The organism is Limnohabitans sp. Rim11 (assembly GCF_001269365.1).
Classification (GTDB): Bacteria; Pseudomonadota; Gammaproteobacteria; order Burkholderiales; family Burkholderiaceae_C; genus Limnohabitans_A.
Map to the genome: position 1 here is coordinate 148507 of NZ_CXOM01000001.1, position 25702 is coordinate 174208.

Annotated in this window: 26 protein-coding genes; 18 read left to right on the forward strand and 8 right to left on the reverse strand. The window is 52.0% G+C overall.

The genetic code is table 11. The features are described 5' to 3' along the window. Positions 1–53: 53 nt before the first annotated feature. Complete coding sequence (gene acnB, locus AMM03_RS00730) at positions 54–2645, forward strand: bifunctional aconitate hydratase 2/2-methylisocitrate dehydratase (RefSeq protein ID WP_090128576.1); 2592 nt, start codon at positions 54–56, stop codon at positions 2643–2645. Positions 2646–2747: 102 nt separating this feature from the next. Next, positions 2748–3938 (forward strand): FAD-dependent monooxygenase, encoded by a 1191-nt coding sequence (locus AMM03_RS00735; protein WP_090129263.1) that lies wholly within the window; start codon positions 2748–2750, stop codon positions 3936–3938. Positions 3939–3948: 10 nt separating this feature from the next. Here the strand turns inward: AMM03_RS00735 and argF are convergent, their stop codons facing one another. Both argF and AMM03_RS00745 read right to left on the reverse strand, forming a co-directional pair. Beyond that, a complete protein-coding gene (argF, locus tag AMM03_RS00740) occupies positions 3949–4884 on the reverse strand; it encodes an ornithine carbamoyltransferase (RefSeq protein ID WP_090128577.1) in 936 nt (311 codons plus the stop codon). 4 nt (positions 4885–4888) lie between these two features. Beyond that, a complete protein-coding gene (locus AMM03_RS00745; protein ID WP_090128578.1) occupies positions 4889–6085 on the reverse strand; it encodes an aspartate aminotransferase family protein in 1197 nt (398 codons plus the stop codon). A gap of 167 nt (positions 6086–6252) precedes the next feature. Here AMM03_RS00745 and AMM03_RS00750 point away from each other — a divergent pair, with 167 nt between their 5' ends. Beyond that, the gene (locus tag AMM03_RS00750; protein ID WP_090128579.1) at positions 6253–6567 is read left to right on the forward strand and encodes a DUF3579 domain-containing protein; all 315 of its coding nucleotides are present in this window, start codon (positions 6253–6255) and stop codon (positions 6565–6567) included. A 125-nt stretch (positions 6568–6692) separates the two neighbouring features. Here the strand turns inward: AMM03_RS00750 and rpsT are convergent, their stop codons facing one another. Then, positions 6693–6989 (reverse strand): 30S ribosomal protein S20, encoded by a 297-nt coding sequence (gene rpsT, locus AMM03_RS00755; protein WP_055361275.1) that lies wholly within the window; start codon positions 6987–6989, stop codon positions 6693–6695. A 134-nt stretch (positions 6990–7123) separates the two neighbouring features. On the opposite strand from rpsT, the gene murJ reads away from it, so the two are divergent. Both murJ and AMM03_RS00765 read left to right on the forward strand, forming a co-directional pair. Continuing rightward, positions 7124–8689 (forward strand): murein biosynthesis integral membrane protein MurJ, encoded by a 1566-nt coding sequence (murJ, locus tag AMM03_RS00760; RefSeq protein ID WP_090128580.1) that lies wholly within the window; start codon positions 7124–7126, stop codon positions 8687–8689. 28 nt (positions 8690–8717) lie between these two features. Then, positions 8718–9560 (forward strand): SirB1 family protein, encoded by an 843-nt coding sequence (locus tag AMM03_RS00765; protein WP_090128581.1) that lies wholly within the window; start codon positions 8718–8720, stop codon positions 9558–9560. An 18-nt stretch (positions 9561–9578) separates the two neighbouring features. On the opposite strand, the gene purM is transcribed toward AMM03_RS00765, so the two are convergent. Beyond that, entirely contained in the window at positions 9579–10610 is a 1032-nt protein-coding gene (purM, locus tag AMM03_RS00770) for a phosphoribosylformylglycinamidine cyclo-ligase (RefSeq protein WP_090128582.1), read from the reverse strand. 131 nt (positions 10611–10741) lie between these two features. Here purM and AMM03_RS00775 point away from each other — a divergent pair, with 131 nt between their 5' ends. From AMM03_RS00775 to AMM03_RS00805, 7 genes are all read left to right on the forward strand, one after another. Next, the gene (locus AMM03_RS00775; RefSeq protein ID WP_090129264.1) at positions 10742–11809 is read left to right on the forward strand and encodes an AI-2E family transporter; all 1068 of its coding nucleotides are present in this window, start codon (positions 10742–10744) and stop codon (positions 11807–11809) included. Positions 11810–11814: 5 nt separating this feature from the next. After that, positions 11815–12501, forward strand: coding sequence for a DnaA regulatory inactivator Hda (gene hda, locus AMM03_RS00780; RefSeq protein ID WP_090128583.1), 687 nt, complete (start codon positions 11815–11817; stop codon positions 12499–12501). Continuing rightward, complete coding sequence (locus tag AMM03_RS00785) at positions 12498–13163, forward strand: histidinol-phosphatase (protein ID WP_090128584.1); 666 nt, start codon at positions 12498–12500, stop codon at positions 13161–13163. Before hda ends, AMM03_RS00785 begins: the two co-directional genes overlap by 4 nt. Next, entirely contained in the window at positions 13160–14641 is a 1482-nt protein-coding gene (gene pcnB / locus AMM03_RS00790) for a polynucleotide adenylyltransferase PcnB (protein WP_090128585.1), read from the forward strand. The genes AMM03_RS00785 and pcnB overlap by 4 nt, the downstream gene beginning before the upstream one ends. A gap of 14 nt (positions 14642–14655) precedes the next feature. Beyond that, positions 14656–15150: a 2-amino-4-hydroxy-6-hydroxymethyldihydropteridine diphosphokinase gene (gene folK, locus AMM03_RS00795; RefSeq protein WP_090128586.1), complete on the forward strand. Its 495-nt coding sequence runs from the start codon at positions 14656–14658 to the stop codon at positions 15148–15150. Between the two features lie 127 nt (positions 15151–15277). Next, positions 15278–15925, forward strand: a complete 648-nt coding sequence (locus tag AMM03_RS00800; RefSeq protein ID WP_090128587.1) for a DUF47 domain-containing protein — start codon at positions 15278–15280, stop codon at positions 15923–15925. 17 nt (positions 15926–15942) lie between these two features. Continuing rightward, the gene (locus tag AMM03_RS00805) at positions 15943–16950 is read left to right on the forward strand and encodes an inorganic phosphate transporter (protein ID WP_090128588.1); all 1008 of its coding nucleotides are present in this window, start codon (positions 15943–15945) and stop codon (positions 16948–16950) included. Here AMM03_RS00805 and AMM03_RS00810 read toward each other — a convergent pair. Both AMM03_RS00810 and AMM03_RS00815 read right to left on the reverse strand, forming a co-directional pair. Beyond that, positions 16942–17424, reverse strand: a complete 483-nt coding sequence (locus AMM03_RS00810) for a TM2 domain-containing protein (RefSeq protein ID WP_090129265.1) — start codon at positions 17422–17424, stop codon at positions 16942–16944. The genes AMM03_RS00805 and AMM03_RS00810 overlap by 9 nt on opposite strands. Before the next feature lie 8 nt (positions 17425–17432). Beyond that, positions 17433–17954, reverse strand: coding sequence for a GNAT family N-acetyltransferase (locus tag AMM03_RS00815; protein ID WP_090128589.1), 522 nt, complete (start codon positions 17952–17954; stop codon positions 17433–17435). Between the two features lie 132 nt (positions 17955–18086). Between AMM03_RS00815 and rpsP the strand changes: the two genes are divergently transcribed. From rpsP to rplS, 4 genes are all read left to right on the forward strand, one after another. Then, positions 18087–18338 (forward strand): 30S ribosomal protein S16, encoded by a 252-nt coding sequence (gene rpsP, locus AMM03_RS00820; protein ID WP_055361263.1) that lies wholly within the window; start codon positions 18087–18089, stop codon positions 18336–18338. A gap of 24 nt (positions 18339–18362) precedes the next feature. Next, on the forward strand, positions 18363–18983 hold the full coding sequence (rimM, locus tag AMM03_RS00825) for a ribosome maturation factor RimM (RefSeq protein ID WP_369793661.1): 621 nt from the start codon (positions 18363–18365) through the stop codon (positions 18981–18983). A 17-nt stretch (positions 18984–19000) separates the two neighbouring features. After that, complete coding sequence (trmD, locus tag AMM03_RS00830; RefSeq protein ID WP_090128591.1) at positions 19001–19786, forward strand: tRNA (guanosine(37)-N1)-methyltransferase TrmD; 786 nt, start codon at positions 19001–19003, stop codon at positions 19784–19786. Between the two features lie 196 nt (positions 19787–19982). Next, entirely contained in the window at positions 19983–20366 is a 384-nt protein-coding gene (gene rplS / locus AMM03_RS00835) for a 50S ribosomal protein L19 (RefSeq protein WP_090129266.1), read from the forward strand. A 102-nt stretch (positions 20367–20468) separates the two neighbouring features. On the opposite strand, the gene AMM03_RS00840 is transcribed toward rplS, so the two are convergent. Further along, positions 20469–22475 (reverse strand): DEAD/DEAH box helicase, encoded by a 2007-nt coding sequence (locus AMM03_RS00840; RefSeq protein ID WP_090129267.1) that lies wholly within the window; start codon positions 22473–22475, stop codon positions 20469–20471. Between the two features lie 279 nt (positions 22476–22754). Further along, positions 22755–23351, reverse strand: a complete 597-nt coding sequence (gene orn / locus AMM03_RS00845) for an oligoribonuclease (protein WP_090128592.1) — start codon at positions 23349–23351, stop codon at positions 22755–22757. 66 nt (positions 23352–23417) lie between these two features. Here orn and AMM03_RS00850 point away from each other — a divergent pair, with 66 nt between their 5' ends. Next, positions 23418–24677: a M48 family metallopeptidase gene (locus tag AMM03_RS00850; protein WP_090128593.1), complete on the forward strand. Its 1260-nt coding sequence runs from the start codon at positions 23418–23420 to the stop codon at positions 24675–24677. Then, a complete protein-coding gene (gene rsgA, locus AMM03_RS00855) occupies positions 24670–25689 on the forward strand; it encodes a ribosome small subunit-dependent GTPase A (RefSeq protein WP_090128594.1) in 1020 nt (339 codons plus the stop codon). The genes AMM03_RS00850 and rsgA overlap by 8 nt, the downstream gene beginning before the upstream one ends. Positions 25690–25702 lie beyond the last annotated feature (13 nt).

Sequence of the window (25702 nt, forward strand, 5' to 3'; positions counted from 1 at the left end):
AGGTGTTGTTTGAAATTAAGTTGTAAATTTATTTAGTTAGACAGGAGAAAAATATGTTGCAAGCCTACCGTGAACATGCTGCCGAACGCGCTGCGCTGGGAATTCCAGCACTGCCTTTGGATGCCACCCAAACTGCTGAGTTGATTGAACTCATTAAAAACCCTCCCAAGGGTGAAGAAGCCTTTTTGTTGGACTTGTTGACACACCGTGTGCCACCAGGCGTGGACGATGCGGCCAAAGTCAAAGCCTCTTTCCTGTCAGCCGTTGCACACGGTGATGTGAACGTTGCTTTGATCGACAAAGCCAAAGCCACTCAATTGTTGGGCACCATGGTCGGTGGCTACAACGTCAAACCCTTGATCGATTTGCTCGATGACAAAGAAGTGGGCACTGTGGCTGCCGAAGGTTTGAAGAAAACATTGTTGATGTTTGACTTCTTCCATGATGTGGCAGAAAAAGCCAAAGCAGGCAATGCCAACGCCAGCGCAGTGGTCAAGAGCTGGGCCGATGCCGAGTGGTTCACTTCACGTCCTGAAGTGGCCCAGAAAATCACAGTCTCTGTGTTCAAAGTCCCTGGCGAAACCAACACCGACGACTTGTCTCCCGCACCCGATGCATGGAGCCGTCCCGACATTCCATTGCACTACTTGGCCATGTTGAAAAACACGCGCCCCGATGCCGCCTTCAAACCTGAAGAAGATGGCAAGCGTGGCCCCATGGCCTTCATCGAAGAATTGAAGAAAAAAGGCCATTTGGTGGCTTATGTGGGCGACGTGGTCGGCACCGGTTCTTCACGCAAATCTGCCACCAACAGCATCATCTGGGGCTTTGGTGAAGACATTCCTTTTGTGCCCAACAAGCGCTTTGGTGGTGTGACCTTGGGTGGCAAGATTGCCCCCATCTTCTTCAACACGCAAGAAGACTCTGGCGCTTTGCCCATCGAAGTTGATGTTTCCAAACTGGAAATGGGCGATGTGATTGATGTCATGCCCTACGACGGCAAAATTGTGAAGAATGGCGAAACCATCGCCAACTTCGAACTCAAAAGCGAAGTTCTGTTTGACGAAGCACGCGCAGGTGGCCGTATCAATTTGATCATTGGTCGTTCATTGACAGCCAAAGCCCGTGATTTCTTGGGCTTGCCCACCTCCACCTTGTTCCGCTTGCCCAAAGTGCCCGCCAGCACCAAAGCAGGTTTCACCTTGGCGCAAAAAATGGTGGGCCGTGCCTGCGGTTTGCCAGAAGGCCAGGGCGTACGTCCTGGTGTGTATTGCGAACCCAAGATGACCACCGTGGGTTCACAAGACACCACAGGTCCGATGACACGCGACGAGTTGAAAGACTTGGCTTGCTTGGGCTTCTCTGCCGACATGGTGATGCAGTCGTTCTGTCACACAGCCGCTTATCCGAAAAAAGTGGACGTGAAAATGCACCACGATTTGCCATCCTTCATCAGCAACCGCGGTGGTGTGTCCTTGAACCCTGGTGACGGTGTGATTCACAGCTGGTTGAACCGTTTGTTGTTGCCCGACACAGTGGGCACCGGCGGCGATTCACACACACGTTTCCCCATCGGTATTTCTTTCCCCGCTGGCTCTGGCTTGGTGGCTTTCGGTGCAGCGACAGGCGTGATGCCTTTGGACATGCCCGAGTCCATCTTGGTTCGTTTCAAAGGCAAGATGCAGCCTGGTATCACTTTGCGTGACTTGGTGCACGCCATTCCTTACTACGCCATCAAAGCGGGTTTGTTGACCGTTGCCAAGTCCGGCAAGATCAATGAATTCTCTGGCCGTATTTTGGAAATCGAAGGCTTGCCAGATTTGAAAGTGGAACAAGCGTTTGAGTTGTCCGATGCATCTGCCGAGCGTTCTGCTGCAGGTTGTACCGTGAAGCTCAACCCTGAACCCGTGAAGGAGTACCTCAACTCCAACATCGTGTTGATGAAGAACATGATTGCGCAGGGTTACAACGACAAGCGCGCTTTGGAGCGTCGCATCAAGGCTGTTGAAGCTTGGTTGGCCAACCCCAACTTGCTCGAAGCCGATGCCAACGCAGAATATGCACACGTGCTCGAGATCGACATGGACCAGCTGAAAGAGCCAGTCTTGTGCTGCCCTAACGATCCAGATGATGCCAAGTTGATGTCTGAAGTTGCGGGCACCAAAATTGACGAAGTGTTCATCGGTTCTTGCATGACCAACATCGGTCACTTCCGTGCCGCGTCCAAGTTGCTCGAAGGTCGCCGTGACATTCCAGTGAAGTTGTGGGTGGCACCCCCAACCAAAATGGATGCAGCCGAGTTGACCAAAGAAGGTCACTACGGTGTCTTTGGCGCTGCAGGTGCCCGTACAGAAATGCCTGGTTGTTCTTTGTGCATGGGTAACCAAGCGCAAGTTCGCGAAGGCGCTACCGTGGTGTCTACATCAACACGCAACTTCCCAAATCGTTTGGGCAAAAACACCAACGTCTATTTGGCATCTGCTGAAGTTGCAGCCATCAGCTCTAAGCTGGGCCGCATTCCTAACGTGGAAGAGTACCAAGCTAGCATGACCGACATCAACAAAGATGGCAGTCAGATTTACAAGTACATGAACTTCGACAAGATCGAAGAGTACGCTGAAGTTGCAAAGGGCGTTGCTGCTTAATCAGCCAAGCGCTTTCTGTCAGAGCCCAAAAGATCTCGGTCTTTTGGGCTTTTTTAATGCCCCTCATGTTTTGTACAAAGAGTTGACGGCAAAATGAACGCTGTGAAAAATTCTATTTTGATTGTGGGCGGCGGCATTGGTGGTTTAACCGCTGCCTTGGCATGTGCGCAAAAAGGCGCCCAAGCTCGTTTGATAGAGCGTGCCAGAGCCTTCAGTGAGGTGGGTGCCGGCATTCAAATGGGGCCCAATGTGACGCGAACGCTGTTTGCCTGGGGTCTCGAAAAATCACTTCGTGACGTCGTTTTTACACCCAAGCGTTTGCAAGTCAGGGACACACAGTCTGGTGCTGAATTGGGTGTTTTGAGACTGGGTCAAAGAAGTGTGGATGTTTACGGAGCCCCTTATTTTTCGGTGCACCGGGCCGATCTGCACCAAGTGCTTCTGCAAAAAGTGGTGGCATCCGGTGCCGCTGAGCTAAATCTCAATTGTCAAATTGATTTGATTCAGGACCACGGCGATCATGTTGCCGTAACTGGCCAAGGATTGCCAGCAGACTTTGCGGAAAAATTAACTGCAGAGGCAGTGGTCGGTGCCGATGGTTTGTGGAGTCACACGCGTCACTATGTCCTTCCCCAAACACCACCGCGCGAGACGGGATTGTTGGCCTACAGAGCGCTTATTTCCACCCAAGATTTACCTGAGAAACTAAGAACGGCCGATGTGAACATCTGGATCGGTCCCAAAGTTCACGCTGTGCTTTACCCCGTCAGAAGAGGGGAGTTTTTGAATGTGGTGGTCATTGTTCAGGGGCGCGCATCAGAGCCGCTAGAAGATTGGGACCAATCTGCACATCGGCATGATCTTAATTTGGCGATGGGGCCCCTGCATGCAGACTTGAGAGGCGTGCTTGACGCCGTCGGCAACTGGCGTCTGTGGCCACTCTGTGATCGACCGCCTTTGTCAGGCCCTCAGGAGATGGCGAAGGGGCGTATTGCATTGCTGGGCGATGCCGCACACCCCATGAGACCCTTCATGGCGCAAGGGGCCGGCATGGCCATGGAAGATGCCGCTGAATTAGCAACTTGTTGGTCGCGTTTAGATTTGCCATTGCCCGAGCGTTGGCACCTCTATGCCAAGGCGCGCTGGGCCCGCAATGCCAGGGTGCAGCAAAAGTCAATTCGCAATGGGCAAATCTTTCACATGTCAGGCCCTCTGAAATGGGGCCGCGACATGGCCATGAAGGTGATGGGTGAATCCTTGATGGATGTCCCGTGGTTGTATGCGGGGCCCTGACCTTTTTAGTTCAAACTTTGCCGAGCACTAAGAACTCCATCAGCGCTTTTTGAACGTGCATGCGGTTTTCGGCTTCGTCCCAAACCACCGATTGAGGGCCATCAATTACTTCTGCACTGACTTCTTCGCCGCGATGTGCAGGCAGGCAATGCATGAAAAGGGCATCTGGCTTGGCCACTTTCATCATGTCCTCGTCAACGCACCAATCGGCAAAAGCTTTCTTGCGCGCTTCGTTTTCAGCTTCATAGCCCATGCTGGTCCACACGTCGGTGGTGACCAAATCTGCACCTTGGCAAGCTTGCATGGGGTCTTTGAAAAACTGAGTGCTGTCAGGGCTTCGCACGCCCACCACAGCAGGGTCAACTTCATAGCCGCTAGGGGTGCTTAAGTGGACCTTGAAGCCGAGCAGGTCAGCGGCTTGCAGCCAAGTGTTGGCCATGTTGTTGCCATCTCCCACCCATGCCACTGTTTTGCCTTGAATGGAGCCGCGGTGTTCAATGTAGGTAAAGATGTCCGCCAAAATTTGACAGGGGTGAAATTCGTTGGTCAAACCATTGATGACGGGGACGCGTGAGTAGGCCGCAAACTTTTCAATTTTGTCTTGGCCAAAAGTGCGGATCATGACCAAGTCGACCATGCGACTGATGACGCGCGCACTGTCCTCGATGGGTTCTGCACGGCCCAGTTGACTGTCGCCTGTTGTGAGGTGAACGACTGAGCCACCCATCTGGTACATGCCCGCCTCAAAGCTCACACGTGTGCGAGTGGAGGCCTTCTCGAAGATCATGGCCATGGTGCGATCGGTGAGGGGCTGGTATTTTTCGTAGGCCTTGAATTTCGCTTTAATCGATGCAGCACGTTGAAAGATGTGCGCGTACTCATCTGCCGTCAAATCAGTGAACTGCAAATAATGCCGAATGGGCATTGCCTGTGAACTCGTAGGCATTGGATTACTCCGAAAGAAAAGTGTGAATCAAGGGCAGCAAAATGTCTGCTACTTGATCGGCTTCTGCTTGGGTCATGATGAGCGGTGGCACCATGCGGATTACGCTGTCGGCCGTGACGCTGATCAAGAGACCCGCATCAGCAGCGCGTTGTGTCAGCGCACTGCAGGGCTTGTCGAGTTCAATGCCCAGCATCAAGCCTTGGCCGCGAATTTCTTTCACGCCTTTGGCGCCGGCCAAGCCTTTCTCAAGTCGATCTTTGAGATGCGCGCCCACCTTGGCAGCGTTGTCTAGCAAGCCATCTTTTTCCATGATGCGAATGGTTTCAACGCCCGCCCGCATGGCCAAGGGATTGCCGCCAAATGTGGTGCCATGGTTGCCAGGTTGGAAAATATTAGCAGCCTTGGGGCCAGCGACAACGGCAGCAATAGGCACGCCTGAGCCGAGGCCTTTGGCCAGCGGCATCACATCGGCTTTGATGCCAGCCCATTGGTGTGCAAACCATTTGCCAGTGCGGCCCATGCCGCATTGCACTTCGTCAATCATCATGAGCCAATCTTTTTCATCGCACAAGGCACGCACATCGCGCAGGTAGTCCATGTGCATGGGGTTGACGCCGCCTTCGCCTTGAATGGTTTCAAAGAAAACGGCCACCACATTGGGGTTGTTGTCCGTGGCTTTTTTCAAGGCTGCGATGTCGTTGACGGGCACGCGAACAAAGCCTTCCACCAAGGGGCCAAAACCCTGTTGAATTTTGGTGTTGCCCGTGGCACTCAGTGTGGCAATGCTGCGACCATGAAATGCTTTCTCGTAAACCACGATTTCGGGTTTCTCAATGCCTTTGTCGTGACCGTATTTGCGTGCCAACTTGATGGCCGCTTCGTTGGCCTCCAAGCCGGTGCTGCAAAAGAAGACATTGGTCATGCCCGACAACTCAACCAATTTGGCTGCCAACTTTTCTTGGTTGGGCACATGGTAGTAGTTGCAGCTGTGGATGATCTTGCTCAATTGATCCTGCAGGGCAGGGACCAATTCAGGGTGATTGTGTCCCAAGGTGTTGACCGCAATACCGCCCAGCGCATCCAAATACTCTTTGCCATTGACATCCCACAAACGGCAACCTTGACCATGGCTCATTGCGATGGGCAATCGGCCATAGGTGTTCATGGTGTGCGGCGAAGTGGCTTCAATGAAAGCGGACATGCTGAGAACTCCTCTGAAAAGAAATCGGCCCAACGAAAAGGGCCGCTGAGGTGAGATTTTAGAGCCAGAAATCAAGCGACAAGTCTTATATAAGATACAATTGTTTTGCAATGCAGCATCTAGGTGATCCCTGATGCCCGCCCATCAAATTCCTTAACCTCTGATCGATGGTTTCCAATAACGCCAAAGAAGTACTGATCCAAGGCATCACCTTGGAAGGACGAACATTCAGACCCAGTGACTGGGCTGAGCGTTTGGCCGGCGTGATGGGTCAATTTCGTCCGGGAGGCGCCACACCTGGAAGCCATTTGAGTTATTCGCCTTGGTGCATTCCCCAAACCTTTGACGGCATCAAGTGCGTTGTGGTGCACACCGACATTCGCGAATTCGAGCCCATGGCCTGGGACTTCCTCATGAACTTTGCCAAAGACAACAATTTGCAGGTTTCTGAGGCTTGTATCCTGCCCGATGCAAATAAGTAAAAGCATCTAAATACTAGCGCCCACAAAAAAGCCGTCCTAAGACGGCTTTTTGCTTTTCTTTGCTGACAGCGCACCCGTTTCAAACGGCGGCAACCCTAGTGGGTGCCGGGCTGATGATCAATTGATCAGGCGAGAGCCAAGGCTTTCACCTTGGTCGACAAGCGGCTCTTATCGCGAGCTGCTTTGTTTTTGTGGAAAATGCCCTTGTCGGCAATCGTGTCCACAACGGCTTGCATTTTTGCAAACAGTTCTGTTGCTTTGGTTTTGTCACCGGCCAGAACAGCTTTTTCAACGTTCTTGACAGCGGTGCGGTATTTGGAGCGCAGTGAAGTGTTCGCTGCGTTCAGTTTCACGTCTTGACGTGCGCGTTTACGGCCTGATGCCAGGCGGGGGTTCTTTTTCTTGGGTTTTCCAGAAGCCATTTTATTTGTCCTAGTTGTCTGAGGATGTTGTCAGCAAAGCCGGCTATTGTAACAGCCCAAAAGCCAGTTGGTCCAGAGTCCTACAAAGGCTTTTGGGAATCGCGAGGGCTTTGAGGAATCGCTACACTCTTGCCGTGAGCCTTCTTAAATCCGCTTCCACTGTCTCCCTTTGGACCTTGGCTTCCCGTGTCACGGGATTGATCCGAGAGCTTCTGATTGCCTCCGCTTTTGGGGCCAGTGCACTGACAGACGCCTTTAATGTGGCCTTTCGTATTCCAAATTTGTTCAGAAGGCTCTTTGCTGAAGGTGCTTTCAGTCAAGCTTTTGTGCCTGTCTTGGCCGCAAGCAAGGCTCAGCACGGGGAAGAGGCGACACGCACGGTCATTGACCATGTCGCTACTTTGTTGGCTTGGACATTGTTGATATTGAGTGTGGCAGGCGTACTTTTGGCGCCTTGGTTGGTTTGGGCCATGGCCGCCGGTTTGCAACAACAACCCTACGCTTATGACGCCGCAGTTCACATGACGCGATGGATGTTTCCGTACATCGGTTTTATGTCGATGGTGGCTTTGTCTGCTGGCATCCTCAATACTTGGAAGCGTTTTGCCATACCCGCTGCCACGCCCGTCTTGCTCAATCTGTCCATGATTGGGGCGGCATGGTTGCTGGCGCCCTGGTTAAAGCGGCAAGGCGTTGAAGCCATTTACGCCTTGCCTGTGGGTGTCATGTTGGGCGGGTTTTTGCAGTTGGCCATTCAGATACCTGCCTTGAAAAGTTTGGGACTGTTGCCCAAGTTGGGCGTCAGTTGGCGTGCTATTCGAGGCGCTGCTCAAGACCCCGCTTCGCGCCAAATTGCCAGCCTCATGGTGCCCGCTTTGTTGGGGGTGGGTGTGGCTCAAATCTCGCTGCTCATCAATACCCAAATTGCATCGCACATGGCACCTGGTAGTGTGAGTTGGTTAACTTATGCCGACCGATTGATGGAATTTCCAACGGCCATCTTAGGCGTTGCCTTGGGCGCGGTTTTGATGCCCCAATTGGCAGCTGCAAGGGCTAAGGGTGATCACAACGAATATGCCGCCATGTTGGATTGGGGCTTGCGCTTGGTGGTTTTGTTGGCATTGCCGTGTGCGGCAGCCTTACTGACCTTTTCTCAGCCACTGGTGTCGGTGCTGTACCACTATGGGGCCTTCACTGACAAGGATGTTCAGCAAACCACGCTGGCCTTGAGTGGCTATGGTGTGGGCTTGCTAGGTTTGGTGGCCATTAAGGTTTTGGCACCCGGTTATTACGCCAGTCAAGACGTCAAAACGCCCGTCAAAATTGCCATCGTCGTTTTGTGTTTTACCCAATTGATGAACCTTTTATTGGTGCCTTACTTGGCTCACGCTGGCTTGGCCTTGTCCATTGGTTTGGGTGCCTTGCTCAACGCGGGTTGGCTGTTTGTGGGCTTGTTGCGCAAAGGCAGTTTCAAGCCGCAGCCTGGATGGCTGCAGTTTGGGCTTAAAGTGGTCATGGCAACGGTTTTGTTGGCCGCGTTTTTGGCTTTCATCGCATTCAAATTAGATTGGTTACAAATGAGGCAACAAGCCGGTTTGCGATTGGGCGCAATGAGCTTGGTCATGCTGTCCTCTGCGGCCATTTATTTTGGGACTCTGTGGCTGTGTGGTTTGCGCTTGCGAACATTTTTGCGCCGATAAACGACTTGAATATAGACCTGTTTAACTTATGAAGTTTTCAATTGAGACGGTGACGCCTCTGAGTTATTTCAAAAGCTTGGTAGGGGCTGAAGCGCAGTTTCCTTTGCTGGAAGCGGCTGCTTCCATCGCGCAAGATGAAGAACCACAACTGGACATTCAAGAGATCTTGGCCACTTGTGATGCCTTGTTGGTCAGGCTCAAGCGTCGCGTTAAAGCAGAGGCCGACCCCATGCGCAAGTTGTCGGTTTTGAACCAGTTCTTCTATACCGACTTGGGATTCTCTGGCAATGCCAACAACTTTTACGCGCCCGAAAATAGCTATGTCAATGAAGTGCTTCAAACACGCAGAGGCATTCCTATTTCCATTGCCGTGATTTGGTTGGAGCTGGCACAAGCATTGGATTTGCAGGCGGAAGGTATTTCATTCCCTGGCCATTTTTTGGTCAAAGTCACATTGCCCGAAGGCTTGGTTGTTTTAGATCCTTTGACGGGCGATTCATTGGGGCTGGACAATTTGGCGGAAAGGTTAGCGCCATTCCGTCAGCATCTCGGTGACGCAAGCGATATGGAAGCGCCATTGGGCTTGTATTTGCAACCCGCACCACCGAGAGACATTTTGACGCGCATGCTTCGAAATTTGAAAGAAATTTTCAACAGCCAGGAAGATTGGCCGCGCCTGATCAAGGTTCAGGATCGGCTCCTAGTGTTACACCCAGATGCCCCTGCCGAAAAACGAGATCGTGGATTGGCACTCATTGAACTGGGTCAGAACAAAGCGGCGCGCGACGATTTGTTGCAATATGTGTTGGCACAGCCGGATGCCAGTGACGTGCCTGAAATTCAGAGGCGACTGGCCTCGCTTCAAATTTGAAGAACTAAGACTCTTTGCTTATTTGACAACGACCTGAGCGCCATCGCCTTGGTCCGCAATTACGCCAATTTGGTAGACCTTTTCGCCCGATTGGCGCAGCGTCTCAGCGCAGGCTTGAGCGTGAGCGGGGTCAATCACCACCACCATGCCAATCCCATTGTTGAAGGTGCGATTCATTTCGATGTCGTCAATGCCCGCAGTTTGTTGCAACCACGCAAACAATTCTGATTGTGGCCAACTTCCCTTTTGGAGATGCGCTGCTGTGCCTTCTGGCAAGACGCGAGGGATGTTTTCTAACAGGCCACCACCCGTGATGTGCGCCAAGGCTTTGATGGGGTGCATCGACAAGGCGTGCAAGACAGGTTTGACGTACAAGCGTGTAGGTGCCATCACGGCTTGTTTAAAGCTTAGTCCATCGAGTGTGGCGGGCAGATTGTCGGCAGCGCGCTCAATGCATTTGCGAACCAAGCTAAAGCCGTTGGAGTGAACACCGTGAGAGCCCAAGCCCAACACAATGTCGCCAGCTTTGACATCGCGACCCGTCAAGATTTTTGATTTCTCGACAGCTCCCACTGCAAATCCGGCTAAGTCGTATTCGCCATCGGGGTACATACCCGGCATTTCGGCTGTTTCGCCGCCTATCAGCGCGCAACCGGACATTTCACAACCATTGGCAATGCCACCGACCACAGCGGCGGCTGTGTCGACATCGAGCTTGCCGCAGGCAAAGTAATCGAGGAAAAACAAGGGCTCTGCACCTTGCACCAAGACATCGTTCACGCTCATGGCCACCAAATCGATGCCGACTGTGTCGTGCATTTGCCATTCAAAAGCCAACTTAAGCTTGGTGCCCACACCGTCCGTGCCCGAGACCAAGACAGGCTCTTTGTAGCGCTTTGGGACTTCAAATAGAGCGCCAAACCCACCAATGCCCGCCAAAACACCTTCGCGCATGGTTTTCTTGGCCAAGGGCTTGATGCGTTCAACCAAAGCATCGCCAGCAACGATGTCGACGCCAGCGTCTTTGTAAGAAAGGGGAGTAGAGCTCATGAGAAAAAAGGGGAAATTGGTAGGACTGAGGTCGGGAGGACTAAAATCAAGACTTATTTTAGGTGCAGTCGGCCCCGCATCTGATCTATGTGCCAGCTTCTTTTTATGTTCCTTCACTTCAAACAGCCAACATGCCCCTGATCCAATCCACCAAAAGCTTGACCATCGGGATCGGTGTCGCAATGTTGGTGGCGCTTTTGTTGTGGATGCTTGGGCCTGTTTTGGTGCCTTTTGCTGTCGCGGCAGTTTTAGCTTACGCACTGCACCCAGCGGTGCTTCATTTGCAAAAGAGATTGCCTTTCTTGCCCCGCACCCTCAGTGTGGTGCTGGTCGAAATTTTTGCCTTGCTGGTGGTTGTCAGTGTGCTGTTTTTGTTGATCCCCATTCTGACCAAAGAAATCCCTTTGCTTCAGCAGCAACTTCCTAGTTTGCTCGATCAATTGGCTTTGTCACTCAATCCATTGCTGGCTCAGTTTGGTTTGAACTTAACTTTGGACATCGGCAGTTTGAAGTCGCAAATCATCAAGTACCTCAGCACCAACCGCGAAGATTGGATGGATCCACTCATTGCTTCCTTGAAATTGGGCGGTAGCTTTGCATTGGCAGTCCTTGGCAATTTCATTTTGATTCCGGTTGTTTTGTTCTATTTGCTGAGCGAGTGGGACCGCTGGGTTTCTCATGTGGTGGCATGGGTTCCCATTCGCTGGCGCCCTAGCTACGACAGTTTCATGAATGAATGTGATGCTGTTTTGGGGCAATACCTGCGGGGGCAAATTTTGGTCATGCTGGTGCTGTCTGTTTTTTACGCTGCTGCGCTTTCGATGTTCGGGCTTGATTTGGCCTTGCCGATTGGCGTCTTCACGGGCTTGGCTGTGTGCGTTCCTTATCTTGGATTTGGCTTGGGTTTGATTCTGGCGTTGTTGGCAGGATTGCTGCAATTTGCATCTTTCAAAGCTGTGATCATGGTCGCTGTGGTTTACGGTGCCGGCCAATTGATTGAAAGCTTCTGGTTGACGCCCAAATTGGTCGGTGAGCGCATTGGCCTGCATCCACTGACTGTCATTTTTGCTTTGTTGGCATTGGGCCAATTGTTTGGCTTTGTCGGTGTCTTGGTGGCATTGCCTGTCAGTGCTGTGCTGTTGGTTGCCATACGGCGTGCTCGTGATCAATATTTCAGCAGTAAGCTGTACCAAGGGTAAAGCGAATGAAGCAAATGGCCTTGGACATTGGTCTGCAAACACTGCCCACGCTGGACAGTTTTTTTGCAGGCCCTAACTTGGCCGCCTTGCAGCATCTCAAACTGTGGACTTCAGGCAACATGCCAAGCCCCGTGCCCACTTATTTGTGGGGTGAAAACGGCTCAGGCAAAACACATTTGTTGCGCGCGGCGTATGCAGCTTTGAAAGACCAAGGCTTGGCAGTTGGTTGGATCGATGAAACAAATCAGACGCAGCTTTCATTCGATGAGTCGTGGGTGGCGGTCATCATGGACAATGTTCATTTGTACAACCTCGAGCAACAACAAGCTGCATTCAACTGGTTTGTGAATGCGCTTACTCCCAAGTCTGGACAGCCGCGTTGGGTGCTGGCGGCAGGAACACTGCCTCCTGCCGATTTAAAGCTCAGAGACGATTTGCGATCTCGCTTGGGATGGGGCCATGTGTATGCCCTTCAAGTTTTGAGCGAGCCTGAAAGGCTTGCTGTATTGCAACAAGAAGCAGAGCAGCGTGGCTTGCACTTGAGTGATGAAGTCATGTCTTACATGCTGAACCGTTTTTCTAGAGATTTAGGCAGCCTCATGACGCTTTTGGATCACTTAGATCAATACGCTTTGCAAGCGCAAAGAGCCATCACCATTCCATTGATCAAGTCGATGTTGGAGAACGCATGAACTTGACGCTGTTCGATTTAGACCACACCTTGCTGCCCATTGATTCCGATTATTCATGGGGTGAGTTTTCTCTCAAAATGGGTTGGGTCGATCCCGAGTTGTTCAAGGCAAAAAACGATCAATTTTTTGCAGATTACCAAGCGGGCGTTTTGGACATTCACGACTATGTGAAGTTTGCCACCGAGGCGGTCCGTCTCAAGGGGCCCGAGTTGGCAGCCAAGGCACACCAGCAATTCATGCAAGAGGTGGTTTTGCCGGTGATCAAGCCGAGTGCCTTGAGCTTGATCAAGCAGCACCAAGACGCGGGTGATCATGTCATGGTTGTCACCGCCACCAACGAGTTTGTGACGCGGCCCATCGCAAAAGCCCTGGGCATTCAAGAACTCATCGCTGTAGAGTTGGCCAAAGATTCAACGGGCTGGATCACAGGAGAAATCTTGGGAACACCTTCTTTCAAAGCTGGCAAGGTGGCGCGGGTTGAAGCGTGGCTGTCTGCGCATCAAAAATCTTGGCAGGATGTGCACATTACTTTTTATTCCGACTCTTTGAATGATTTACCTTTGTTGGAGAAGGCGCAGACTCCTGTGGCCACCAACCCAGATGCGCGTTTGCGTCAACTTGCGACCGATCGAGGCTGGCGCATACTAGAACTGTTTACATGATCAAAAAATTCATTCAAAAAATATTGGGCAAACCCCAGACCACGGCCTCTGGTACCTATTTTGGCCAGCGCGTTGAAATTCCTCCCGCGGTTCATGGCATCGATGTGGCACTGGTGGATGAGCGCGCCTTGAACGTCGTTAGAACCTTGCAAGATGCGGGTTTTGAGGCCTATGTGGTGGGCGGCGCAGTCAGAGATTTGTTGTTGGGTTTAAGACCCAAGGACTTTGATGTCGCAACAGACGCAACGCCCGAGGAAGTGAAGGGCTTGTTTAGACGTGCCTTCATCATCGGCCGTCGTTTTCGAATTGTGCATGTGGTCTACGGCAGAGGTCGTGAGCATGAAGTGATTGAGGTCTCCACTTTCCGTGCGTATCTAGACAATCGTGCGGCAGAGCAAGTGGTGGGCAATGAGAAAACCAGCAAATCAGAATTGGCTGGCATGAAGCACGCCGTCGATTCAAGTGGCCGCGTTTTAAGAGACAACGTCTGGGGCCCCCAAGACGAAGATGCCACCCGCCGTGACTTCACGGTCAACGCCATGTACTACGACCCTGAGTCGCAATATTTGGTCGACTATCACGGCGGCATGCAAGATGCGAAAAAGAAAATTTTGCGCATGATTGGCGATCCTGTTGCGCGCTACCGCGAAGATCCGGTTCGAATCATTCGTGCCGTTCGATTTGCTGCCAAATTGAGCCCCTTGGGTTTTAAATTGGAAAGCAAAACGGGCAAACCATTGGCCACCATGCTCAAGTTGTTGGCCGATGTGCCGCAAAGCCGATTGTTTGATGAAATGCTCAAGTTGTTGCAAACCGGCCACGCGCTAGCGTCCATTGCGCAACTGCAAGAATTGGGTTTGCACAAAGGCATTTATCCGCTTTTGGATGTAGTGGTTGAAAGGTCAGACACGGCCTTTGTGAAGGCCGCACTGGTAGACACAGACAGGCGCGTGGGTGAGGGAAAACCGGTTGCACCTAGCTTCTTGTTGGCCTGCGTCTTGTGGGCCGATGTGAAAGCGGGATGGGACCTTCGATTGGCCAAGCGTGTGCCGCCTTTCCCCGCATTGCAAGAAGCCATTGACGAAGTCTTCGAAGCCCGAATTGGGGATGTCTCTGGCCGCGGTAAGCTGGCGGCAGACATGCGTGAAATTTGGATGATGCAACCCCGATTTGAAAAGCGAATTGGCAGTACGCCCTTTAGTTTGGTTGAGCAAGCGCGCTTCAGAGCGGGCTTTGACTTTTTAAGATTGCGCGCTGAAGTTAGTGAGGTCGATGTGACGCTTGCCGACTGGTGGCAAGAATTTAGTACGGCCGATGATGTGGCGCGTGAAGATTTGATTCAACAAGCCAAATCTGACAAACCCAATCACGCCCAGGCGACGCCTGGCAAAGCGCGTCGCGCGCCCAGAAGACGCAAGCCTGCCAACAAGACTGGCGGCAGCGAAGCTGAATCGTCTGGCGACCTGCCGCGCGATTGAAGTTTTTGGGCATCATGCAGCGCGATGAAGTTTCTGTTTATGTTGGCTTGGGTGCCAACTTAGGTGATGCTCTGCAAACTGTTCAAAAGGCCTCGGCAGAGTTGGCCAATTTGCCTTTAACGCAACTTGTGGTTTGTTCGTCGCTTTATCAGTCTTCTCCGGTCGACGCGCAGGGGCCAGATTTTGTCAATGCAGTGGTTTATTTAAAGACCCGCTTAAATGCAATTGACTTTTTGCATGCCTGCCAAGCGATTGAGAACCGTGCTGGCAGAGAGCGACCGTATCTGAATGCGCCCCGAACGCTTGACATCGATATTCTTATGTTTGGTGAGGCCACTGTGATCAGTGAAGAATTAATTTTGCCGCACCCAAGAATGAAGGATCGCGCATTTGTTTTGTTGCCCTTGAATGAAATAGCCCCTCAGTGGGTTAGCGCAAGCGACCTGCTGAAAGTCAACGGACAAGTTGTTCGTTTGGTTCAGTCTGGGGTCAACTCAACGACAACTTAAGCGTGTCAGATTTATCACGCCAATGCCACAAAATCGTCATCTGGTTGAAATTTGGGTGTCATAAAGGTTTAAACTTCCGCTTGATTTGAAGGGCACAGCTCTTCGCTTTCAGTCTACGGAGAGTTTTATGTTTTTTGGAAAACTTCTACCCAAAGAGGGTAACTTCTTTGGGTTGTTCAATCAGCACGCTGACCGCATTGTTGAAGCGGCCCGCGCATTTTCTAACCTGGTGCTTAACTACACCGACGACCATTTGCGTGAAAAATACACGCAAGATGTGGACAACGCTGAGCGAGCTGCTGACCGTGTCACGCACGAAGTTAACCGCCTGATTCACACCACATTTATCACGCCCATCGATCGCGAACAAATTCACACGCTCATTAATTTGATGGATGATGTCGCCGATTTGATTCAAGACTCAGCTGAGACCATGGCTTTGTATGACGTTCGAGTCATGACAGAAGAAATTTCTCGTCTGACTGATTTGTCCGTGAAATGTTGTGAGCGTGTTCGCGATGCCGTCAGCATGCTGGGGAAAATTGCCGATCCAGCCACTGCGGAAGCGGCTTTGAAAACTTGCGAAGAAATTGATCGTTTGGAGTCTGATGCGGATCGTGTGATGCGCAGCGCCATGAGCAAGCTCTTCAGAGAAGAACCCGATGTGCGTGAAGTCATTAAGTTAAAAGCAATTTACGAATTATTGGAAACCATCACAGACAAATGTGAAGATGTGGCCAATCAAATCGAGGGCATCGTCCTCGAGAACTCCTGAGTCTAGGAATTACTAGCATGGACACTCAGACCGCTTTGTGGGTGGTGATGTTGCTGGTTGCTTTGGCGCTGGCATTTGACTTCATGAATGGTTTTCATGATGCTGCCAATTCAATTGCCACAGTCGTTTCAACGGGCGTTTTAAAACCGACGCAGGCTGTTGTCTTTGCTGCTTTTTTCAACTTCATTGCCATCTTCATTTTTCATTTAAGTGTGGCTGCCACTGTTGGCAAAGGCATTGTGCAGCCAGGTGTTGTAGACACCCATGTGGTATTTGGCGCTCTGGTTGGAGCCATTACATGGAATGTCATTACTTGGTACTACGGAATCCCTAGCAGTTCTTCGCATGCGCTCATTGGCGGCATTGTGGGTGCGGTCATTGCTAAAGCGGGCGCAGGCGCACTGTTGTCTGCTGGCGTGATGAAGACAGTTATCTTCATTTTTGTGTCGCCTATGCTCGGCTTTTTGTTGGGTTCTTTGATGATGGTGTTGGTGGCCAATATTTTCAAGCGCACACGCCCCTCCAGAGTCGATAAATGGTTCAGACGCTTGCAATTGGTTTCTGCAGGTGCCTACAGTTTGGGGCACGGCGGCAATGACGCGCAAAAAACCATTGGCATCATTTGGATGTTATTGGTGGCCACTGGCTACATGTCTTCTACTGAAACTTCGCCCCCCACTTGGACCATTGTGAGCTGCTACATGGCCATTGGATTGGGCACCATGTTTGGTGGCTGGCGCATCGTAAAAACCATGGGCCAAAAAATCACCAAGCTAAAGCCAGTCGGTGGGTTTTGTGCTGAAACTGGCGGTGCCATGACATTGTTCTTGGCAACAGCCATGGGCATTCCTGTTTCTACGACACACACCATTACCGGCGCCATTGTGGGTGTTGGCTCCACGCAGCGTGCCAGTGCGGTGCGATGGGGTGTTGCAGGTAACATTGTTTGGGCATGGATCTTAACCATCCCAGCCAGTGGTTTTGTGGCAGCTATTTCGTATTGGCTGAGCCTGCAGTTATTTTGAGTTTTGTATTTCAGTGGCGCGATCTGTGCCTTGGCTAATCGCTTTAGCCTCTTCAATTTGGTGCTCAAAATAGCGTTGAAAGCTGAACACGATGCTGGCCATCAAAATGGTCGTGCCCATCAGCAAAGCGGCAGCTACACCAAAAATGGTGAGCCAGTTGCTGGTGTCTGCTTGATCAGAAGAGGCCACACCTGCGTTGAATTTTGAATGCCATTTTTCTGGCGCCATCAAGCCGTAGACAATGGCATTCAGTGCGCAGCCCGCAAAAGTAAAGCCAATCAGTGGAATCAAGATCCAACTCAAGACGTCATCTTGTCCAAACTCGAATGCCCGTTGTAAGCCGTACCAACCCAAGGCGGTTGGGATGGGCAAGACCCATCCTAGTTTGTTTGAAAAACCGAACAAGTAGAAGCGGTGTATGCCCAACGGGCCAAGTAAAAAAGTCAGCCAAACGGCCAGAGTTTTGTTTTTCATAACTTGCATTATTCAGGAGAACGTTTGTCACCGTGCCCCAAATCCTTTTCCATCATGACGATGTCAAGCCATCGATTGAATTTCCAACCGCATGCTTTCACAACTCCCACAGATTGAAAGCCGACCGAGGTGTGAACACCAATTGAGCCTGCATTGCCCGAGTCGCCAATGACCGCAATCAGCTTTCTGATTCCTGCCGCTTCGGCTGCTCTGCAGAGCTCGGCCATGAGCAATCTTCCCCAGCCCTTGCCAGAGGCATTCGGTGCCAAGTAAATGGAGTCTTCAGCCGAAAATCGGTAGGCGGGGCGGGGCTTGAACCAATTGCAGTAGGCAAAGCCCTGAACCTGCCCGTTTTCTTCAATCACCAAGTAGGGTAGGCCCTTGCTCAGGACGTCTTCCCGCCTGGCCGTCATATCTGGCAGGCTAGGGGGCTCAATCTCAAAAGTGCCAGTGCCATGCAGAACATGATGTTGGTAAATGGCCGTGATGGCGCTTAAATCTTCAGGCTGGCTAGGTCGAATGGTGGGCATTCCTAAACTCCGGGTTATAATCAGCGGCTTTTCAGTGTGTCACTGGCCGGGTGGCCAGTTGCGTGTCTCAAACGCTGGAAGAATTTGTGAGTTGGCAATGTTTGCCTGCTCGACACCACCCTAGGATAAATCATGGTTGTCATTCGTCTTTCTCGTGGCGGTTCTAAAGCCCGTCCATTTTTCAACATTGTTGTGGCAGACAAGCGCGTTCGCCGCGATGGCCGTTTCATTGAGCGTATCGGTTTTTACAACCCTATCGCCAAAGACACAGAAGAAGGCCTGCGCGTCGTGCAAGACCGTTTGACTTACTGGACCGGCGTTGGCGCACAAGTGTCACCTACCGTTCAGCGTTTGGTCAAACAAGCTGCCGCCAAAGCTGCTTAAGCCTTTTTAGGCTTCGCCTAAGGCATTGCTGTGTTACCCCATCTAGAGTCTGCCGAAATGCCGGCAGATGCCATTGAGGTGGGGCGCATTGCAGATGCATGGGGTATCAAAGGCTGGTTCAAAGTCTTGCCCCACAGCGCCTCCCCCGAGGCGCTTTTTTCTTCTAAGCGTTGGTATCTGCTGCCTTCCGATCGCGCTGTTGGCGGTGCCAAATCGCCCACAGCAAAGGCTGCTGCGGCATCTACGACTGCGGCTAAGCCAGTTCTGCTCAAAATCAAAGAAGCCAAAGAACATGCCGACACCGTTGTGGCCTGCTCTTTGGATGTGGCCGACCGAAACCAAGCCGAAGCCCTCAAGGGTGCGCGTATTTTTGTACCGCGCTCTAGTTTTCCAACGGCCGGCACCGACGAATATTATTGGGTTGATTTATTGGGCCTCGATGTTTTCAATCGAGAAGGCGTAGCACTGGGCCAAGTCAAAGACCTGATGTCGACAGGTCCTCAAACTGTTTTGGTGTTGGCCCAAGCCTCAGCTGAACCAGGCAAGCCAGCCACTGAGCGCATGATTCCCTTTGTTTCTGCCTTTGTAGACAACGTGGATTTGCCGGGCCGCAAGATCACGGTCGATTGGCAACTAGATTACTAGGAAAGTGAGGGCAAGCCATGCGCTTTGACGTCATCACATTGTTTCCTGAATTGTTTGCGCCATTTTTAACTTCTGGCATCAATCGCCGAGCCTTTGAAACGGGGGCGGTTGAACTCAAACTTTGGCAGCTTCGTGACTTTGCAGATGGCACCTATCGCAGGGTTGATGACCGTCCTTTTGGTGGCGGCCCCGGCATGGTGATGTTGGCTGAGCCCTTAGAGAAATGCTTGTTGGCCATCCGCCAAGATCGGGCAGCCTCAAATGCCCAGGTGTCCCAAGCACCCGTGGTTCTTTTTTCGCCCATTGGCAAAGCCCTGAATCACGCAGCCGTTGAGACATGGTCTCAAAGTGAGGGCGCTATTTTGATTTGTGGACGCTATGAGGGTCTGGACCAGCGCTTCATTGATGCACATGTCGATGTGCAAATTAGCTTGGGTGATTTTGTGTTGTCCGGTGGCGAGATTGCTGCCATTGCACTTTTGGATGCGGTAGCGCGCTTGCAGCCAGGCGTTTTGAACGATGAAGGCAGCCACCAAATGGACAGCTTCAATCCTGCCCTAGATGGCTTGCTCGATTGTGGCCACTACACCCGTCCCGAAACTTGGAACCATGAAACTGTGCCTGCTGTTCTGATGTCTGGGCACCATGCAGACATTGCCAAATGGCGGCGGCAGCAAAGTTTGGAGCTGACACAGAAACATCGACCTGACCTGATTGAGTCGGCCAGGGCAATGGGCAAACTAAGCGCCAAAGATGAATACTTTTTGATTCATTTTTGCGGTTCAAGCACTGGCAATTCATAACAACGCTAGTCGGCAACATTTCAATGCTTGGCCGCCCGCCAACAGTCTCAAAAACAAATATATAATCAAAGGCTTTTCGATCCTCTGCCCGCCGCGGCTGTTGCGATTGAACTGGGTTGAAGCAGCCCAGTCCAGTCAGCATAGAAGCCGCCTTTAGCGTAGCGTTGTGCACGATCGATAGATGAAAGAGCTCAAAATGAATTTGATTCAAACTCTCGAGCAGGAAGAAATTGCCCGTTTGGGTAAAACAATTCCTGACTTCATGCCTGGTGACACCGTGATCGTTAGCGTTAACGTGGTTGAAGGTACACGCAAGCGTGTGCAGGCTTATGAAGGTGTTGTGATTGCCAAGCGCAATCGCGGCTTGAACAGTGGTTTCACCGTTCGCAAAATTTCAAGTGGTGAAGGCGTGGAGCGTACGTTCCAAACATACAGCCCCTTGATTGCCAGCATTGAAGTCAAACGCCGCGGTGATGTTCGCCGCGCCAAGTTGTACTATTTGCGTGATCGTAGCGGCAAGTCTGCACGTATCAAAGAAAAGTTGCCACAACGCGCTGTTAAAACCACAGCTGCTGCGTAAAGCACTTCGACGGTCTTTCGGGACCTTCATGAAAAAACCGCCAAGGCTTTCGCCAAGGCGGTTTTTTTACGCCCCTGTTTGGCAGGGGCATGGGTAGGGGAATTAACCGCGTGTGACTTTCAACACTTTAGCGCCAGTGCGCTTAGGTGCTGCGTGTCCGCCGGCATTGTGGGGCTTGAAGTTTCCAGCACCAACGACCTTGGGGCCACGGGGGGCGAAGCGATCGCCTGAGCCGCCACGCGCATTGTCACGGCCGCCTGGAGCGCCTGAAGCACGGGGTGCACGGCTGTCGCGTGCTTCAAAGCGGTCGCCACCACGGTTGTCAGGGCGTTGATCGCCACGGGGCTCGAAACGGCCTTCGCCACCGCGAGGTGCAAAGCTGCGCTGTTCGCCGCGGGAGTCACCACGGGGTTCGAAGCGACCCTCAGGGCGGAAATCGCCGCGTCCTTCAGGACGACCTTCAAAACGGGGTGCAGGTGCACCACGGTTTTCAAAGCGATCGCCACGACCTTCAAAACGGTCGCCACCACGGTTGCCTTCAAAGCGTGGCGCACCGCGTGATTCAAAACGGTCACCACCGCGGTTGCCACCAAAGCCACCACCACCGAATGGACGGCCACGACCACCGCGGTCGCCGCGGTCATTGCCGCCACGGCCTGAGCGGGTTTCGGGGAAATTGAGTTTGGGTTCCATGCCTGGAATTACTTCGGCTTTGAACGGCTGACGGCTGTAGGCCTCGATGTCCATAATTTTGCGACGGTCGCGAATTTCGGCGAAGGTGATGGCCAAGCCATCGCGACCAGCACGACCCGTACGGCCAATGCGGTGTGTGTAGTCTTCGGCCTTCATGGGCAAACCAAAATTGAAGACGTGGGTGATGGTGGGCACGTCAATACCGCGCGCCGCCACATCGGTGGCCACCAAGATTTGAACTTGGCCATTGCGCAAAGCCATCAAACGGCGATTGCGCAAACCTTGGCTCAAAGCACCGTGCAGGGCAACGGCATCAAAGCCATCTTGCTGCAGGTCTGCTGCCAAACCATCGCACTCAATTTGCGTGCTGGCAAACACAATGGCTTGATTGATGGACGCGTCACGCAACCAGTGGTCAAGCAATTTGCGCTTGTGCTGTGCGTTGTCGGCCCAGAACAAAACCTGCTTGATGTTGCTGTGCTTTTCTTGAGGTGAATCGATTTGGATCTTTTGAACCGATGAACCACCATCGTGCATGACGCGCATGGCCAGTTGCTGAATGCGCGGTGCAAAAGTGGCGCTGAACATCATGGTTTGCTGGCGCTGGCTGGTCATTTGGTTGATGTCGGCCAGGTCGTCTGAGAAGCCCAGGTCCAACATGCGGTCGGCTTCGTCGACCACCAAGAACTTAACTTTGTCGAGCTTGATTTGCATGGAGCGTTGCAGGTCGAGCAAACGACCTGGCGTGGCCACCACCAAGTTGGCATTTTGCAACTTGGCAATTTGCAACTGGTAAGGCATGCCGCCCACAATGTTGGCCACGCGGAGGCCACGGCAATGCTTGACCAAATCGATGGCATCGTGCGCAACTTGCTGGGCCAATTCGCGTGTGGGGCAAACAATCAAGGCGCCGGGTGAGGGTGCTTTGAAATTGCGGGCGTTGGTGGGGTCTTTGCGCTTAGGACGCTTGGGGGCTGGCTCGCCATTGGCGGCGGCATCGGCGCAGGCTTTGGCAAATGCAGCGCGCTCGGCTTCTTCTTCAGCGGCCAGCTCTTGCAACAGGGTGTGCAACACGGGCAACAAGAAGGCGGCAGTTTTGCCTGAGCCTGTTTGGCTTGACACCATCAGGTCGATGTATTTGTGGGCTTCGCCCAAGGTTTCTTTGGGCAGTGCCAAAGGAATGGCTTTGAGTTGGACAGAAGTAGGTTGGGTGTAGCCGAGGTCGGCCACAGCTTGAACCAATTCAGGGGCCAAGCCCAAGAGCACGAAGCCATTGGGTTGCTCTGGGGTGGTTTCAGTTTCGAGGGTGTCGTTCACATTGGCAGCATCAAGCGCCAAAGTTTCGGTCACGAAAGTTTCGTTCGTAGAGGATTGCGCAGACGACAAGTCGTCCTGCACTTCAAAAGCGTCAGTCATATTTTTTCTCGCACGGACGTCCGCAAGATTTGCGGTGGCGCCGTTCATGGTTAAAAAACATCAACCATCAAACGGAGCTCGGTGCTGTTTGAAGAGAGTGGGCATAACGAGAAGTTATGGCGCCATCTTTTCCAGTCGAGTGACTCTTATCAGTGAGTCAAAGGCATGAAGGGTGATGCACAAGGGCTGCGGCACGAGGCCTGTTTGCAACTCAGCCGGCGATTATGGCACAGTTTTTTGAGTTTGTGCGGGTTTTCCCTGAAATGATTTGAGCGAGTCTCAGAGCTTGATGAAATGCTCTCTGTAATGGGCCAATTCCTCGATGGACTCGTGCACATCAGCCAGCGCGGTGTGCTTTTGTTGTTTTTTGAAGCTGTTGAACACCTCAGGCTTCCAGCGTTTGGAGAGTTCTTTGAGGGTGCTGACATCCAAATTGCGATAGTGCAAATAGGCTTCCAATTTGGGCATGAACTTGACCAAAAAACGGCGATCTTGGCTAATGGTGTTGCCGCACAGGGGTGAATTATTTTTGGACACGTACTTTTTGATGAAGGCCAAAATCTGCTCTTCGGCGTCTTGCTCCGACGTGGTGGAAGCTTTCACTTTGTCAATCAATCCGCTGCGGCCATGCGTGCCTTTGTTCCATGCATCCATTTTGTTGAGGAGCTCGTCGCTTTGATGAATGACGCACACAGGGCCTTCTATGCGGGGGTTGAGGTGAGGGCCAGTAACGATCACTGCAATCTCCAAGAGACGCTCTTTTTCGGGGTCGAGGCCCGTCATTTCGCAGTCAATCCAAACCAAATTGTCGTCCGATTTGGCGAGCGTCGCTTCTGAGTTGTCAGACGGGAGAGGGGCTTGAGTGTTCGCTGTCATTTCAAAATATGGCTTTTCGTGAAGACTCTGATTGTCGCTGATGTCAGCTGATCTACACTTCGGTCTATGAATCCAACTTTGACTCTGACTTATTTGTTGGTGGGCGCGCTGCTCACCAATGTTTTACTGAAGCTCTGGCTCAATGCCCGGCAAGTGCGGCACGTGGCGCAGCATCGTGGCGAAGTGCCCAAAGCTTTTGCCAATCAGATTTCCTTGAATGACCACCAGAAGGCGGCAGACTACACCCTGGCCAAAGCCAAAGTTGGGCAGATCGATTTGTTGATCGATGCGGCTGTGCTGGTGGGGTGGACTTTGATGGGTGGCTTGAGCGCATTGAACGCCACGATTTTGTCCTACTTGTCGCCTGGGCTATGGCAGCAAGTGTTGCTGGTGCTGGCCTTTACTTTGGTGGGCGGCCTCCTTAATTTGCCTCTGTCTTTGTATCAAACCTTTGTGTTGGAACAAAAGTTTGGCTTTAACAAAATGACTTGGAAGCTATGGCTCAGCGACTCACTTAAAGGCCTGGTTCTTGGGTTGGTGCTAGGCGTGCCACTCATCGCCATGGTTTTGTGGCTCATGCAAGCCGGCGGGGTGTATTGGTGGTTTTGGACATGGTGTGCCCTGGTGTTTTGGCAACTGTTTTTAATGGCCATTGCACCCAATGTCATCATGCCGATGTTTAACAAATTTACCCCCTTAGAGGACGAAGCTTTAAAGACCAGGGTGAATGCGCTCATGCAGCGCGCAGGCTTTACGGCCAAAGGTTTTTTTGTGATGGACGGTAGCAAGCGTTCGGCACACTCCAATGCGTTCTTTACAGGTTTTGGTGCTAGCAAGCGCGTGGTGTTTTTTGATACCTTGCTGAAACAATTAACACCTTCAGAAATGGAAGCTGTTTTGGCGCATGAGTTGGGCCATTTCAAACACCGACATATTTTCAAAATGATGGCCACCAGTTTTGTCATGACCTTGTTGGGTTTGGCGCTGCTCGGTTTTGCATCGCAGCAAATTTGGTTCTACACAGGACTCGGTGTGATGCCCAATTTAACGGGCGGAAACGAAGCCGTGGCCTTGTTGTTGTTCATGTTGGTGGTGCCTGTGTTCACGTTCTTGTTGGCACCTGTTTCTTCATGGCGTTCTAGGGTGCAAGAATACGAAGCGGATGCCTATGCCGTCTCGAAAACCCCAGCAGCAGATTTAAGTTCAGCATTGCTGAAGTTGTATCAAGACAATGCGTCTACGCTCACACCAGACCCCTGGTATGTCAAGTTTTATTACTCGCACCCGCCTGCCAGTTTGCGTTTAGCGCGCATGCAACATGCGTAAACTAAACTCACGCACGCACACCAAAACCAAGGCTGCACAAGCCTTGGTCGCTTCCAATCAAGAAGCACTCAATACAGGTTTGGTGGTGGCCACCCATGGCCGTCATTGTGTGGTTGAGTTGGACGATGGCTCGCGCATCATTTGCCACCCTCGAGGCAAAAAGAGCCAGTCTGTCGTGGGTGATTGGGTGCGGTGGCAAGCTGCGGCAGACGAGGGCACCATTGAAAGCGTGGTGGCCAGAAAAAATCTTTTCTACAGAAGAGACGAAGTTCGAACCAAATCGTTTGCGGCCAATTTAGACCAGGTCTTGATCTTGTTGGCGGCTGAGCCAGAGTTCTCTGAAACGCAATTGTCTCGTGCTTTGATTGCCGCAGAGGCTGAGCACATCAAGCCCTTGATAGTTTTGAACAAAAGTGATTTGGGCCAAGCCTTTGATCAAGCTTGGCTGCGCTTGGCAGCCTATCGCTACATGAATTACACCGTGTTGCCGCTTGAATTAAAAAGCGCGGTCGAAACCAACGACAGCTTGAAGTCTTTGCAGGCGGCCATGCAGGGCAAGACCACTTTAATTTTGGGTCCCTCTGGTGCAGGTAAGAGTACCTTGGTCAATGCCTTGGTGCCCAATGCGCGGGCATTGACTGGAGAGATTTCTCAGGCACTGAATTCTGGCAAGCACACCACGACCAGCACGTCGCTTTATTGGGTGGGGCAAAGGCCTGACGCTGTTTCTACAGGGCACGCGGGCACGGCCATCATTGATTCGCCAGGTTTTCAAGAGTTTGGCTTGCAGCATATTCCTCAGAATCAATTGGCCGCTTGTATGCCTGACCTGAAGCAGCATGTGCAAAGTTGCAAGTTTTACAACTGCACGCATTTGCATGAACCTGGCTGCGGTGTTTTAGCAGCCTTGCAAAAAGACGAGTCAGCTGCATTGTTGGCCACAGAAGTGAGCGCTAGACGGCATCGTATTTATGCGCAGCTCTATGAAGAGTTAGGGCAGCAGCGCTGGTGAATTAGCCCAACAA

Excerpts from the sequence above, each read along its gene's own strand:
- acnB (WP_090128576.1), top strand. The coding sequence starts at position 54 with ATGTTGCAAGCCTACCGTGAACATGCTGCCGAACGCGCTGCGCTGGGA.
- argF (WP_090128577.1), bottom strand. The coding sequence starts at position 4,884 with ATGCCTACGAGTTCACAGGCAATGCCCATTCGGCATTATTTGCAGTTC.
- AMM03_RS00745 (WP_090128578.1), bottom strand. The coding sequence starts at position 6,085 with ATGTCCGCTTTCATTGAAGCCACTTCGCCGCACACCATGAACACCTAT.
- AMM03_RS00750 (WP_090128579.1), top strand. The coding sequence starts at position 6,253 with ATGGTTTCCAATAACGCCAAAGAAGTACTGATCCAAGGCATCACCTTG.
- rpsT (WP_055361275.1), bottom strand. The coding sequence starts at position 6,989 with ATGGCTTCTGGAAAACCCAAGAAAAAGAACCCCCGCCTGGCATCAGGC.
- AMM03_RS00765 (WP_090128581.1), top strand. The coding sequence starts at position 8,718 with ATGAAGTTTTCAATTGAGACGGTGACGCCTCTGAGTTATTTCAAAAGC.
- purM (WP_090128582.1), bottom strand. The coding sequence starts at position 10,610 with ATGAGCTCTACTCCCCTTTCTTACAAAGACGCTGGCGTCGACATCGTT.
- AMM03_RS00775 (WP_090129264.1), top strand. The coding sequence starts at position 10,742 with ATGCCCCTGATCCAATCCACCAAAAGCTTGACCATCGGGATCGGTGTC.
- hda (WP_090128583.1), top strand. The coding sequence starts at position 11,815 with ATGAAGCAAATGGCCTTGGACATTGGTCTGCAAACACTGCCCACGCTG.
- AMM03_RS00785 (WP_090128584.1), top strand. The coding sequence starts at position 12,498 with ATGAACTTGACGCTGTTCGATTTAGACCACACCTTGCTGCCCATTGAT.
- pcnB (WP_090128585.1), top strand. The coding sequence starts at position 13,160 with ATGATCAAAAAATTCATTCAAAAAATATTGGGCAAACCCCAGACCACG.
- folK (WP_090128586.1), top strand. The coding sequence starts at position 14,656 with ATGCAGCGCGATGAAGTTTCTGTTTATGTTGGCTTGGGTGCCAACTTA.
- AMM03_RS00800 (WP_090128587.1), top strand. The coding sequence starts at position 15,278 with ATGTTTTTTGGAAAACTTCTACCCAAAGAGGGTAACTTCTTTGGGTTG.
- AMM03_RS00805 (WP_090128588.1), top strand. The coding sequence starts at position 15,943 with ATGGACACTCAGACCGCTTTGTGGGTGGTGATGTTGCTGGTTGCTTTG.
- AMM03_RS00810 (WP_090129265.1), bottom strand. The coding sequence starts at position 17,424 with ATGAAAAACAAAACTCTGGCCGTTTGGCTGACTTTTTTACTTGGCCCG.
- AMM03_RS00815 (WP_090128589.1), bottom strand. The coding sequence starts at position 17,954 with ATGCCCACCATTCGACCTAGCCAGCCTGAAGATTTAAGCGCCATCACG.
- rpsP (WP_055361263.1), top strand. The coding sequence starts at position 18,087 with ATGGTTGTCATTCGTCTTTCTCGTGGCGGTTCTAAAGCCCGTCCATTT.
- trmD (WP_090128591.1), top strand. The coding sequence starts at position 19,001 with ATGCGCTTTGACGTCATCACATTGTTTCCTGAATTGTTTGCGCCATTT.
- rplS (WP_090129266.1), top strand. The coding sequence starts at position 19,983 with ATGAATTTGATTCAAACTCTCGAGCAGGAAGAAATTGCCCGTTTGGGT.
- AMM03_RS00840 (WP_090129267.1), bottom strand. The coding sequence starts at position 22,475 with ATGACTGACGCTTTTGAAGTGCAGGACGACTTGTCGTCTGCGCAATCC.
- orn (WP_090128592.1), bottom strand. The coding sequence starts at position 23,351 with ATGACAGCGAACACTCAAGCCCCTCTCCCGTCTGACAACTCAGAAGCG.
- AMM03_RS00850 (WP_090128593.1), top strand. The coding sequence starts at position 23,418 with ATGAATCCAACTTTGACTCTGACTTATTTGTTGGTGGGCGCGCTGCTC.
- rsgA (WP_090128594.1), top strand. The coding sequence starts at position 24,670 with ATGCGTAAACTAAACTCACGCACGCACACCAAAACCAAGGCTGCACAA.